Here is a 12,504-nt window from a genome sequence, read left to right on the forward strand (position 1 = left end):
TCAGGCACTCGCAACGCTGAGATGGCGGCGGAACCAGTCGAGGGCCAGATCCGCGACCTGCTCGAGCGCGCCGGGCTCCTCGAACAGGTGCGTCGCGTGCGGTACGACGTCGATCTCGCTCGGACACGGCATCCGCAGCCGGGCCTCATGATTGAGCTCCAGCACTCGCCGGTCGTTACCACCGACGATGAGCAGCGTCGGCACGCGCACCAGCGCCAACCGCGGACCGGCCAGGTCGGGGCGGCCGCCACGAGAGACAACGGCGGCAATCTCGATGCCGGGTTCGGTGGCTGCCCACAGCGCCGCACCAGCTCCGGTGCTCGCGCCGAAATACCCGGTGGGAAGCTCGCTCAGCTCCGACCGCGTGCGCAACCAACGGGTCACCTCGACGAGCCGATGGGCCAGCATCTCGATATCGAAAACGCAGGCACGATCTCCCTCTTCGTCCGCGGTCAGCAGGTCGACCAGCATCGTCGCGAGTCCCGCACGATTCAGAACATCGGCGACCAACCGATTTCTCGGACTGCGCCGACCGCTACCACTGCCGTGCGCGAAGGCGACCAGACCTGTGACGTTCTGCGGGACGGCCAGTATCCCCGCCAGCCGAATGGAATCCGACGGCACTATGACCTCGTCTGTCCGTGTCAAGGGATCGGATGCAAACGACTGCATCGAACACCTCCTGGTATCCGGACTACCCGACGATTCGGTCATGCACAAGGGGTTGGCATGGTCGGCTTGCGCATCTCCCCGGCCAACGTGTTCAACGACATCGTCGAGGACGGCTACCGCGACACCTACCGAGCGCTGGTCGAGGCGACCGAACCCCTCGGCCTGGCCTACCTGCACGTAGCGGAAATGGGCCCCAAGGCCGATCGGGACCTCACCCTGGATTTGCGCAAGCGTTTCACCGGCACATTCGTCCTCAACCCCGACACACCCGGCGCCGCGACCGGCCCCGCCGAACTGTCCTTGATCGAGGACGGGACCGCCGACATGCTCTCGTTCGGCGCGCTATTCCTGGCCAACCCCGACCTGCCCGCCCGGCTGGCGGCCGGGGGCCCGTTCAACACCCCCGATCAAGCCACCTTCTACGGCGGCGACGAGCGCGGCTACACCGATTACCCCGCGCTCACCGCATGATCGCGGCCGCCTGAGCGACCCGGGTCACCACCTCCCGCGGCGGTGGTGACCCGGGTGGTCGCAGCCCAGAGCGGCGTCTTCAGCAACCCGATCTCGGCGTGTACGCTCTCAAAGAAGATCATGTAATTGTGACAGGGGTCACAGCTCCTGCCGCCAGTTTGGTTGTGCCAGATCGTCGAACCAGTCGCCCTATTGGAGTTCCATGGCGCTCGTTCACACGCCCGTCTCGGCGAGTGAAAGGGTTCGTTCCGGCACTCGGGCATCGTTGCTCGATAGCCGGGTGTGCGCCGTATGCAATCACCCTGTCGGGGAAGCCGGATCCGTCACTACGGAGACCTCATGAGTTCACCGAACCGATTCGACGAAATGCAAAGTCGCGTTGCAGATATCGCTCCAGTGTTCCGCACTCCGCTGGACTCGCCGTACGAGATTTCGAATGAACTGTTCGCCGCGCTGCGACACGTCCTGCACGACGTCGGCGGACAGCCGGATGTACCGATCGAATACCAGGAAAAAGTCGAAGAACCCTGGGAGATGAACACCTACGTCACGTGTGAATGCCTCGGCTGGCGTGGTGTGTGGAATTCCGAGGAACGCCGCCGCGCCGAGAACGACCTCGGCGCGACGCTGTACTTCGGTCTGCCCTACTACGCGCGCTGGGCGACTGTCGCCGCGAAGTGCCTGATCAACAAGGGTTTGATCACCCCGGACGAACTGTCGGCGAAATTGGACGAGGTACGCGCACGGCTGGAGGCGCGGACATGACAAGGAAATACCAGATCGGCGATCGCGTGCGGGTGCGCGACGCGACATCGATGTTCCACACCCGCACCCAGGCCTACACCCGCGGGCGAACGGGTGTCGTCGTCGAGAACCGGCCCGAGTGGGTGATTCCCGAGGACGAGGCATGGGGACGCGATAACGGCCGCTTCGAACCGTTCTATGTGGTGCGGTTCCGCCAGATGGACCTGTGGCCCAAATACACCGGCTTCGACGTCGACACCCTGGAGACGGAGGTGTCCGAGCACTGGCTCGAACCAGCGGAGGAGGATGGCAAGTGAGTCGAACCCACGATCACGGGGCGCACGCACCGATCCAGACGAGCGGCGAGATCAGCGAGTTCGAGGTCCTGGAGACCGCGGTTCGCGAACTCGCCATCGAGAAAGGCCTGTTCTCACAGGAAGACCACCGACGGTTCTCGGAATGGGCCGAATCGGTCGGTCCGCACGGCGGTTCGAAACTGGTCGCGAAGGCGTGGACGGACCCGGATTTCAAGGCGCGCCTGCTCGCCGACGGGACCGAGACCTGCAAGGAAGTCGGCATCGACTGGCGTGACCCGACCGGCTCCGGAACGCCGAGCGACTACACCTATTTCTACGTGCTGGAGAACACGCCCAAAGTGCACAATGTGATCGTGTGCACGCTGTGTTCGTGCTATCCGCGGCCGGTTCTCGGGATGTCTCCGGACTGGTATCGCACCCCCAACTACCGTCGGCGCCTGGTGCGTTGGCCCCGGGAGGTGCTCGCCGAATTCGGCCTGCACTTCCCGCCCGACGTCGAGGTCCGCGTGCACGACTCGAACCAGAAGTCCCGCTTCATGGTGATGCCGATGCGCCCCGTGGGCACCGAGGGCTGGACCGAGGAACAACTCGCGGCCATCGTCACCAGGGACACGATGATCGGCGTGGCATTGCCCCAGGTCGACTGGACCGCACAGGTGCCGCCGAACCAGGTCCAGGCCGCCACGGGCAAGGACGGGCAGCGATGAACAATGGTCCCTACGAAGTCCTGCTGGATACGCTGGACCCCGCGTCCCGGAGCGAGCGCACCCTGCCGGAGCTGGACCGCAAGCCCGACCCGTGGGAGTCGAGCATGCAGGCAACCTGCGAATGCCTGTCCTGGCGCGGCACATTGGACAACCTGGAACGCCGCCATGCCGAGGATGCGCTCGGTGAGACGATCTACCACGACTTTCCGGTACGGAGCCGATCGGTCGTCGTCACGGCGCACACGCTGATGGATCGTGGATTGATCACCCCGGAGGAACTGCGTATGCGGATGGAGACGGTTCGGACGCGGTTCAACCGGGACTAACCCCTCCTGCGGATTCGTGGTGTCCGTGCGGTTCGGACAGGCCGGGATCGCAATGGTTCCGAAACGGTATAGCTCGGCCGGGCGGTGACCTCGACCTCGGCATTCCCAATAGGACCAAAGGCACCTCCACTACCACGCACTCGACACCCACCACCACTCCGATGCGGTAGCGGCGGAACTCCGCGTTGACCGAAATTTGTTGTGCGGCAACAGCTCCTACACTCTTATCGCGGCCGCTAGGATGGAGGGGTGCGGATCGGAGTCGGACTCTCCACCGCGCCGCAAGCGCGGCAGGCGGGCGTGGAGGCCGCAGCGATCGCACGCGACCAGATCGCGGGCGAGTCGCCATCGATTGCTGTGCTACTGGCGTCACGCGCACACACCGACGAGGCCGCGGCCGTACTCGCCGGAGTCCACGAGGCGGTGCGGGTGCCCGCACTCGTCGGATGTGTGGCGCAGGCGATCGTGGCGGGTCGCCGCGAGATCGAGGACGAGCCCGCGGTGGTGGTATGGCTGGCATCCGGATTGCCCGCCGCCGCCGAGACCTTCCAGCTCGACTTCGTCCGCACGACGGCCGGAGGGCTACTCGCGGGCTACCGCTTCGACAAGGCCGCACGCGATTTCCATCTGCTGCTGCCGGACCCGTTCTCCTTCCCCGCCGACATACTGCTGCAGCATTTGAACGCGGACCTGCCCGGCACCATCGTGATGGGTGGGCTGGTGAGCGGCGCGCAATGGCCCGGCGGCAGCAGGCTGTTCTGCGACCATGACGTGGTGACCTCCGGCGCCGTCGGCGTGCGACTGCCCGGCCTGCACAGTGTCCCCATCGTGTCGCAGGGCTGCCGACCGATCGGGTACCCATATATCGTCACCGGCGCGCGTGGCGCACTGATCACCGAACTGGGTGGCCGCCCGCCGTTCGATCGGTTGCGCGAAATGGTCGAGGCGCTGCCGCCCGACCAGCAGGAACTGGTGACGCGCGGGCTGCAGATCGGAATCGTGGTCGACGAACACCTGGCAACGCCCGGACAGGGCGATTTCCTGATCCGTGGCCTCCTCGGTGCCGACCCGTCCAGCGGCGCTATCGAAATCGGTGAGCTCGTCGAGGTCGGTACCACCGTGCAGTTCCAGGTCCGCGACGCGGTCGGGGCCGACGAGGATCTGCGGGCGGCCCTGGTGCACATGGGTTCGGATCTGCCGGGCCGCCCGGCCGGTGCATTGCTGTTCACCTGCAACGGACGCGGTCGGCGGATGTTCGGGGTTGCCGACCACGATGCCGCGACCATCGAGGACCTGCTCGACGGCATACCGCTCGCCGGCTTCTTCGCCGCGGGCGAGATCGGTCCCATCGCGGGCCGCAATGCGCTGCACGGATTCACGGCGTCGATGGCGGTCTTCACCGAATGAGCGTCGATATGCGGGTCTACGCCGAGCTGAACGACTTCCTACGGCCCGGCGAGCGATACACGGTGCAGCGCAGACAGTTTCGTCCGCACCAGACCGTGAAGGATGTCATCGAGGCGGCTGGCATCCCGCACACCGAGGTCGACCTGGTACTGGTCAACGGGCAACCAGTGGCCTTCGACCGGCGTCCGCACGACGGCGATCGGATCACCGCCTATCCGGTGTTCGAGAGCCTGGATATCGGCCGGGTCACCAGGGTGCGCCCACATCCGCTGCGCGAGCCGCGCTTCGTCGCCGATGTCAATCTCGGCGGCCTCGCCAAGCTGATGCGGCTGATGGGCCTGGACGTGCGCTGTCCCTGGGACGCCGACGATGCCGCACTCGCCGAACTGTCGGCGGCCGCGCACCGGATCCTGCTCACCCGCGACCGCGGATTGTTGAAGCGGCGCAACGTAACTCACGGCGTGTACATCCGCTCGGACCAGCCGGTCGATCAGATCGTCGAGGTGATCCGGCGGCTCGACCTCGGCGAGCAACTTGCACCGTTCACCCGCTGCCTGCGCTGCGGTGGCGCCGTCGTCGCGGTCGCCAAAGCCGAGGTCGAAGCTCTGCTGGAACCGCTCACCCGACGCCATTACGACACGTTTCGGCAGTGCCGCGGCTGCGGTCGGGTCTACTGGCAGGGCTCGCACCAGCGTCGGCTCGATGCCACGGTGGAGAAGATTCGCAGCGAGCTGACTCGATCCTGACACCGGGCAGCCGGGGCATGTAGATGCCGACACCGCGGCCGGAATCTACTGTCATCGGCTATCGTCGCGGCGCTGGCGGCGATGGCCGAAGTCCGGTGAATTCCGAAAGCGGTGCAGCGGGCTTGGTGAGCAGCAATCTCACCGAGCTGGTTCGGTCGGACGGAGCGCTGGCTTGCTGAGCGTTGGCGCTCAGGCGCCGATGCGGGCCACCGTCGCGGCCACTCGCTCCAGGTGATCGGTCATTGCGGCGCGTGCGGACTCCGGCGAACCGGCCTCGATGGCGCGGACGATGGCGTCGTGCTCGTGGTCGGAATCGGTGCGGCGGTCCTGGGTCAGATTGAGGAATTCCGATTGCAGGTCCAGCGCGCGGCGGGTGTCGGCGACCATGGCGGTCAGCATGGCGTTACCGCTGGCCGCCGCGATGGCGGTGTGCAATTCGCCGTCGTAGCGCACCCAGTCGTGCGCATCGGTGGCCGTCGCCAGCCTGTCGAGGATCTCGAACAGCAGTCGCAGCTGGTCCGGCGTGCGCCGCTCGGCGGCGAAACCGGCGGCCGGTATCTCGACGAGCCGCCGCGCCTCGATCAAGTCATCGGCGCCGACACCCGCGAAGGTCGGCTGGGTATCGGCGTTCTTGGAGAGGATGAAAGTGCCTCGGCCGGTATGGGTTTCGGTGAGTCCGAGGATCGCGCACGCATGCAGGGCCTCACGGACCACCGGCCGGCTCACGCCGAACTGCTTGGCCAGCGCCAGCTCCGCGGGCAGGCGGTCGCCCACCGCGTAGTCCTCGCTCTGGATGAGACTCTTCAGCCGACGAAAGACCGCCTCGGTGGCGCCGATGCGCTGCACGTACCCCTCTTCGACCGTCACGCGACCAGTATGGAGACTTCCGCGATACGACGTCAAAATGCTCGTTCCAGCGGGTAACGGCCACCGACGGACCCGGCGTTGACAGTCGCTGTGACCCCCATTACAGTCAACCTGTCTTACAGCCTGACAGCCTTACTTCTGAGCGTTCCGAACAGCGCTGAGCCCGCCCATCCGCGGAGGCTGGATCCGGCCCATGGAAGGTTTCGATGCACGACCACGAACAACAGTCGACCGCCACCGCCGCCGCGCCCGAACCGCGCATCGATATCGGCGACCTCGGCTACCAGAAGCGGCTGCGCAAGCGCCACATGCAGATGATCGCGATCGGCGGTTCGATCGGCACCGGGTTGTTCCTCGGCGCCAGCGGCCGAATGGCGCTCGCCGGTCCCTCCCTCGCCCTCGTCTACATCGTGTGCGGGATCTTCACGTTCATGGTGGTCCGCGCGCTCGGCGAACTGGTGATGTACCGGCCGTCGTCCGGCGCGTTCGTCTCCTATGCCCGCGAATTCCTCGGTGAACGCGGCGCGTATTCGGTGGGTTGGCTGTACTTCCTGAACTGGTCGACGACGCTCGTCGCCGATATCACGGCGGTCGCGCTGTACGCGCACTTCTGGTCATTCTTCGTACCCGTGCCGCAGTGGGTGCTCGCGCTGATCGCGCTCATGGTCGTCGTCGGGCTCAATGTGGTGTCGGTCCGGCTGTTCGGCGAACTGGAATTCTGGTTCGCGCTGGTCAAGGTCGGGACCATCGTCGTATTCATGGCGTTGGCCATCGGGTTCATCGTCACCGGAACATCGGTGGGCGACAACGTCGCCGGCATCTCCACGATCACCGACCACGGCGGGCTGTTCCCGCGCGGCCTGGCGCCCATGCTCACCATCGCCCTCGGGGTGGTGTTCGCATTCGGTGGTACCGAGATGATCGGTGTCGCGGCGGGCGAATCCGATAATCCGCGGGCCGTGGTGCCGCGCGCGGTGAACTCCATCATGTGGCGGATCATCCTGTTCTACGCCGGGTCGGTCATCCTGTTCACGCTGCTGCTGCCGTGGACTGCCTACTCCCCCAGTGAAAGTCCGTTCGTCACGGTGATGAGCTCGGTCGGCATCCCGCACGCGGGCGATGTCATGAATCTGGTGGTGCTCACCGCCGCGATGTCGAGCCTGAACGCGGGGCTCTACGCGACCGGCCGCACCCTGCGTTCGATGGCGGTGGCGGGCGCGGCGCCGCGCTTCGCGCAGCGGCTGAATCGCAGCGGCGCACCGTACGGTGGGATCCTGATCACCAGCGTGGTCGGCATTGCCGGGGTGGTGCTCAATCTGGCCATGCCGCACAAGGCCTTCGAGATCGTGCTGAATCTGGCCGGACTCGGCATTGTCGGCACCTGGGCCTCGATCATGATCTGCCACTGGATCTTCGTGCGCAGAGCCCAGCAGGGACACTACGACCGGCCCGCCTTCCGGCTGCCGTTCGCGCCGGTGCTCAACATTCTCACGCTCGGCTTCCTACTCGCAGTGATCGTGCTGATGTTCTTCGACGACGAGATCGGCCGCATCACCCTGGCGGCGTTCCTGCTCGTCGTCGCCGCCATGGTCGCTGGCTGGTTCCGGGTTCGCGGACGGCTCGATCCGGATGTCCTCGCCCCCATCGAGCGGCCCGGCACCGCCGCGGACGGATCGGTGCACGGGTGAGCGCTCGCGAGCTACCGGTTGCGACTGCGCCGCAACTTCTTTCGCCGGTCACTGTCGACATCCTCTACACCGGTGGCACGTTCGGGATGGTCGATCACGGTGCTGGTCTGCGACCCCGCCGCGGCCTCGGCAGCGAGATCGCCGATGTCGTCACACAATTCGAGCGCGCCAGCGGCATCGCGGTGCGATTCGAGTACACCGAGCTCGAGCAGGTCATCGACAGCGCCGATGCGGGCGCCGGCACCGCGCGCCGAATCGCCGAACAGGTGCGCTCCGGTACTGCGCACCGGCGCCCCGACGGGGTCATCGTCGTGCACGGCACCGACACGATGGCCTATGTGGGCGCGCGGATGGCATTCGAACTGCACGATCTGAATGTGCCGGTCGTGCTCACCGGCGCCCAGATCCCGCTGGGTCGGCCCGGTAGCGATGCCGGGAGCAACCTGTCACTGGCACTGAACCACATTGCTGCCCAACCAGTTCCGGGAACGTGCATCGCATTCGGCACATCGCTGCATCCCGCCGTGCGGGCCAGCAAACGCGCCTGCGACCACTACGACGGATTCACCACGGTCCGGGAATTCACACCGCCGCCGACCCCGCCCCGGCTGCCCGAGCGGCGGCCGCGCGCGGACAGCCCACCGGTCGGATTGTTCGCCGTATTCCCCGGAATGGATCCGGACCTGCTCGACGCGGCACTGCGCCACTATCGCGGCGGACTCGTCCTCGAATGCTACGGCTCCGGCACGCTGCCACTGCACGGTGACGCCACAGCGGCGGTCATCCGGGCAGCAACCACACGCGAGACTCCCGTGGTCGTCATCACCCACTGTGACAGCGGCACAGTGGATCTCGACCGCTATCAGCCCGGCCGGGCCCTGCGCGCCGCCGGTGCCATCGGTGGTGGCGATATGACCAGGGAGGCCGCGCTCGCGAAGCTGGCGTATCTGGTCGACCTCGGTTTGTCCGGCAGCGGGCTGCGCCGGTGGATGACTGCCAATCTGCTCGGCGAACTATCGAATCATCATGCGACACAGTCGATCCCGAATCCGACGCACAACTGAACAGGAGCTATCGATGATCGAAAGCACGCGCACCGAACGCGATTCCCTCGGCACCCGAGCGGTACCGCGCGAAGTCTACTGGGGCGTCCACACCGCCCGCGCGCTGGACAATTTCGCCATCACGGGCGACCGCATCGGCAACTATCCGGCCCTGATCACCGCGCTCGCCGCGGTCAAACAGGCCGCCTGCCGCGCCAACCGGGACCTCGACCTGCTCGATACGCGCCGGGCCGACGCGATCGATAGCGCCTGCGACGAGATCCGCGGCGGCGCACTGCACGACCAATTCCCCATCGATCCCGTCCAGGGTGGGGCCGGGACCTCGACGAATATGAATGCCAACGAGGTCATCGCCAACCGTGCACTGGAACTACTCGGCCACGACCGTGGCACCTACACCGAACTCGACCCGCTCGATCACGTGAATCTCGGCCAGTCCACCAATGACGTCTATCCGACCGCGGTGAAACTCGCCGTCGTGCACCACATCCACGACCTGGTCGCCGCATTGGGCCGGTTGGCAACCGAATTCGACCGCAAGGCAATCGAATTCGCCGATGTCATCAAGATGGGCCGCACCCAGCTGCAGGACGCGGTACCCATGACGCTCGGGCAGGAGTTCGGCACCTTCGCCATCATGGTGCGCGAGGACTGCGCCCGCCTCGGCGAGGGCACCGCGCTGCTGCGCGAATGCAACCTCGGTGGCACCGCGATCGGCACCGGGATCAACGGCCACCCCGACTATCCGGCGCTGGCCTGCACCCATCTCAGTGAACTCACCGGTATTCCGGTGATATCGGCCGCCGACCTCATCGAGGCCACCCAGGATTGCGGCGCCTTCGTGCAGGTCTCCGGGATCGTCAAACGCGTCGCCGTCAAACTGTCCAAGATCTGCAATGACCTGCGGCTCATGTCCTCGGGGCCGACGACCGGCCTCGGTGAGATAAGCCTTCCCCCGGTCCAGGCCGGGTCATCGATCATGCCCGGCAAGGTCAATCCGGTCATCCCGGAGGTCGTCAACCAGGTCGCGTTCGCGGCCATCGGCAACGATATGACCGTCACCATGGCCGCCGAGGCGGGACAGCTCCAGCTCAACGCCTTCGAGCCGATCATCGCCTACAGCATGCTGCGCACCACCGCACATCTGACCGCCGCCATCGACACCCTCGCGACCAGATGCATCGCGGGCATAACCCCGCACCGCGAACATCTGGAACAGGGCGTCCGGCGCTCGATCGGCATTGTCACCGCCCTCACCCCACACATCGGATACGCCGCCAGCGCCCGAATCGCCAAGCAGGCATTGCATACCGGCCGTCCCGTCGAGGAGATCGCCATCGAACTCGGCCTGCTTTCGGCCGATACCGTGAAAGCCCTGCTGGCACCGCACCGCCTCGCCGGACTTTCGCGGCCATGACCTGGGACGACGTGCCGCCGGAGGGGTACTTCTGAACCCCTCGGGGGTCGACTGGAGCGCAACGCACCGCTGTTCCTGCGCCTGGCCCGCGACTTCGGCATCGCTATCGACGACAGCCGGGACACCCCCATCGTCCCGTGCATAGTCGGCGACTCGCTGAAGGCGCTGGAACTGTCCAATGCACTGCTGCAGCGCGGTATCAACGTCAATCCGATCCTGTGCCCCGCCGTCCCGGACAACCTCGCGCGCCTGCGGTTCTTCGTCACCGCATGCCACACCGAGGATCAGATTCGCGACACGGCCGATGAGCTGGCGCTGCTCTGACCTGCCCGATGATCGATCGCCCAGCGCGGCGGTTTAGCAGGTCGCTCAGTGGTAACTCGCACAATGCCCCTGCTCGGCGAGCGCGACCGCCGCGCTCCGATTCCCCGCGGGCAACGCAAGCACAATCGACGGGAGGAAGACGATGCCGAATCCTGGTAGCCACGTGCAACGGACCCCGGTGCGGGCCGAGCTGCGCAGTACCGCATTCAGCGACCACACGACAATTCCCGAGCGCTACTCATACGACGGCGGAAATGTATCCCCGCCGCTGGAGTGGCACGGCATCCCCGACGATGCCGCGGAGTTGGTCCTGCTGTGCGAGGACCAGGACGCGCCGGGTGGCGTGTTCACACATTGGGTCCTGACCGGGATCGCACCGACTACGACCGGAGTCGGTGCGGAAGCGGCACCGCCCCGGGCCGTCGCCGGTCGCAATGACTTCGGCGAAATCGGCTGGAGCGGTCCGCGACCGCCGCAGGGCGATAGCCCGCACCGGTACTTCTTCCGCCTCTATGCACTCGACCAAGCGCTCGAGTTCACCGAGGAAACCAGTGCCGATGTGGTCCGATCGGATATCACCGACCACGTCATCGCCAGCGGCACCCTCGTCGGGCTGTTCGCCCGCTGACTCGCCAACGAGCCCGACCGGTCGGCGTGTGCATCGGCCCGGGCGCAATACCACCCGCACCGGGTGCGACGGAGACATCCGTAGCGGGACGGCAAGGAGGCAGGGTGCACGATCACGGTCGCCGTTGCGGCCGATGCGTCGTTCGATATCGAAGTCGCCACAGCGGGCGCCGGGGGCAGCCCAGCGCCGGCCGTCGACACCTGCGGCATTGGGTACCGATGTCGCCGCGGCGGTGCCGGCCCATCCGCGGTGACCGCACCGGCAGCGGCGCAGGGTGCCCGGTGATCCGCCGATCGGCATGCCATGCGATTCGCGGATCAAGCGCGCACGTGCAGTCCGAAACCCGTGCGGCCCTTGGCTTCCAGACCCTCGCGCAGGCGCAGGGCGGGCAGTTCGTAATCGCCGCCGTTCTGGGTGCGGAAGGCGATCGGATCGGTCTGTTCGATCGATAGCAACCGCTGCTCCCATGCCTTGGCTGCATCGGTGAAGTCCGCTGGCGATACCCGATCCGCGCCGTATGTCACGAACGGCGGCAGCACGTCCATACCGGGGTAGTAGAGGATGCCGTGCTGGATCGGGAAGAGCAGATCGTCGATGGGGCCGTTGATTCCGCGGTCGGTGTAATGCGGTTCACGGCCACCGATCGTCACCGACAGCATGGCCCGCTTGCCCGCGAGGGTGCCCTCGCCGTAGCGGTCGCCGTAGCGGGTGTCGCTGTGTTCGCCGACGCCGTAGGCGAAGTTGAAGGTGAAGACCCGGTCGACCCAGCCCTTGAGGATCGCGGGCATCGAGTACCACCACAGCGGGAATTGCAGGATCACCGTATCGGCCCAGCGCAGTTTTTCCTGCTCGGCCGCGATATCGGCGGTGAGCGTCGCGGTGTCGTACGCGTGACCGGAGTCTTCGACGACTCGCAGCGGGCCGCTCGTCGCGCCGAAGTCGTCGGCGTCGACCGACGGCTTCCATCGCATCGCATACAGGTCGCTGACCTGCACCTCGTGCCCGGCCTCGCGCAGGGTGGTGACCGCGATCTGCTCTTCTTTTGTTACTTCTTCAGTATTTGATTGCTCTTCTTTTGCTGCTTCTTCAGTACTTGATTGCTCTTCTTTTGCTGCTTCTTCAGTAC

The 12,504-nt window shown here is 66.2% G+C and carries 13 protein-coding genes and 1 pseudogene; 11 read left to right on the top strand and 3 right to left on the bottom strand.

Translation table 11 applies throughout. From position 1 onward, the window contains the following. Nucleotides 1–570 (bottom strand): annotated as a pseudogene (locus ABZW16_RS20360) (phosphoribosyltransferase); the annotation flags it as partial. A 159-nt stretch (nt 571–729) separates the two neighbouring features. On the opposite strand from ABZW16_RS20360, the gene ABZW16_RS20365 reads away from it, so the two are divergent. The 7 genes from ABZW16_RS20365 (at nt 730) to ABZW16_RS20395 (ending at nt 5,390) form a co-directional block, all read left to right on the top strand. Further along, on the top strand, nt 730–1,143 hold the full coding sequence (locus ABZW16_RS20365; RefSeq protein WP_354957497.1) for a hypothetical protein: 414 nt from the start codon (nt 730–732) through the stop codon (nt 1,141–1,143). Nucleotides 1,144–1,482: 339 nt separating this feature from the next. Further along, nucleotides 1,483–1,908: a hypothetical protein gene (locus ABZW16_RS20370; RefSeq protein ID WP_354957498.1), complete on the top strand. Its 426-nt coding sequence runs from the start codon at nt 1,483–1,485 to the stop codon at nt 1,906–1,908. Further along, the gene (locus ABZW16_RS20375) at nt 1,905–2,204 is read left to right on the top strand and encodes an SH3-like domain-containing protein (protein WP_354957499.1); all 300 of its coding nucleotides are present in this window, start codon (nt 1,905–1,907) and stop codon (nt 2,202–2,204) included. Before ABZW16_RS20370 ends, ABZW16_RS20375 begins: the two co-directional genes overlap by 4 nt. Beyond that, nucleotides 2,201–2,911, top strand: a complete 711-nt coding sequence (gene scnC / locus ABZW16_RS20380) for a thiocyanate hydrolase subunit gamma (protein ID WP_354957500.1) — start codon at nt 2,201–2,203, stop codon at nt 2,909–2,911. The genes ABZW16_RS20375 and scnC overlap by 4 nt, the downstream gene beginning before the upstream one ends. Beyond that, the gene (locus ABZW16_RS20385) at nt 2,908–3,237 is read left to right on the top strand and encodes a ScnB (protein WP_354957501.1); all 330 of its coding nucleotides are present in this window, start codon (nt 2,908–2,910) and stop codon (nt 3,235–3,237) included. Before scnC ends, ABZW16_RS20385 begins: the two co-directional genes overlap by 4 nt. A gap of 249 nt (nt 3,238–3,486) precedes the next feature. Beyond that, the gene (locus tag ABZW16_RS20390) at nt 3,487–4,644 is read left to right on the top strand and encodes an FIST N-terminal domain-containing protein (protein WP_354957502.1); all 1,158 of its coding nucleotides are present in this window, start codon (nt 3,487–3,489) and stop codon (nt 4,642–4,644) included. Continuing rightward, nucleotides 4,641–5,390, top strand: a complete 750-nt coding sequence (locus ABZW16_RS20395; RefSeq protein ID WP_354957503.1) for a Mut7-C RNAse domain-containing protein — start codon at nt 4,641–4,643, stop codon at nt 5,388–5,390. The genes ABZW16_RS20390 and ABZW16_RS20395 overlap by 4 nt, the downstream gene beginning before the upstream one ends. Nucleotides 5,391–5,579: 189 nt before the next feature. On the opposite strand, the gene ABZW16_RS20400 is transcribed toward ABZW16_RS20395, so the two are convergent. Next, nucleotides 5,580–6,257 (bottom strand): FadR/GntR family transcriptional regulator, encoded by a 678-nt coding sequence (locus ABZW16_RS20400; RefSeq protein ID WP_354957504.1) that lies wholly within the window; start codon nt 6,255–6,257, stop codon nt 5,580–5,582. Between the two features lie 206 nt (nt 6,258–6,463). On the opposite strand from ABZW16_RS20400, the gene ABZW16_RS20405 reads away from it, so the two are divergent. The 4 genes from ABZW16_RS20405 to ABZW16_RS20420 all read left to right on the top strand — a co-directional run bounded on the left by ABZW16_RS20405 (nt 6,464) and on the right by ABZW16_RS20420 (nt 11,378). Beyond that, complete coding sequence (locus ABZW16_RS20405) at nt 6,464–7,945, top strand: amino acid permease (RefSeq protein ID WP_354957505.1); 1,482 nt, start codon at nt 6,464–6,466, stop codon at nt 7,943–7,945. Next, nucleotides 7,942–9,009 (top strand): asparaginase domain-containing protein, encoded by a 1,068-nt coding sequence (locus ABZW16_RS20410; protein ID WP_354957506.1) that lies wholly within the window; start codon nt 7,942–7,944, stop codon nt 9,007–9,009. The genes ABZW16_RS20405 and ABZW16_RS20410 overlap by 4 nt, the downstream gene beginning before the upstream one ends. A gap of 13 nt (nt 9,010–9,022) precedes the next feature. Then, nucleotides 9,023–10,426 (top strand): aspartate ammonia-lyase, encoded by a 1,404-nt coding sequence (locus ABZW16_RS20415; protein WP_354957507.1) that lies wholly within the window; start codon nt 9,023–9,025, stop codon nt 10,424–10,426. A gap of 466 nt (nt 10,427–10,892) precedes the next feature. Beyond that, nucleotides 10,893–11,378: a YbhB/YbcL family Raf kinase inhibitor-like protein gene (locus tag ABZW16_RS20420; RefSeq protein ID WP_354957508.1), complete on the top strand. Its 486-nt coding sequence runs from the start codon at nt 10,893–10,895 to the stop codon at nt 11,376–11,378. A gap of 317 nt (nt 11,379–11,695) precedes the next feature. Here the strand turns inward: ABZW16_RS20420 and ABZW16_RS20425 are convergent. Further along, nucleotides 11,696–12,504, bottom strand: an 809-nt coding sequence (locus ABZW16_RS20425) for an NAD(P)H-dependent oxidoreductase (RefSeq protein WP_354957509.1), incomplete at its 5' end; no start/stop codon positions are given.

Source organism: Nocardia sp. NPDC004604 (assembly GCF_040609795.1).
Taxonomy (GTDB): domain Bacteria; phylum Actinomycetota; class Actinomycetes; order Mycobacteriales; family Mycobacteriaceae; genus Nocardia.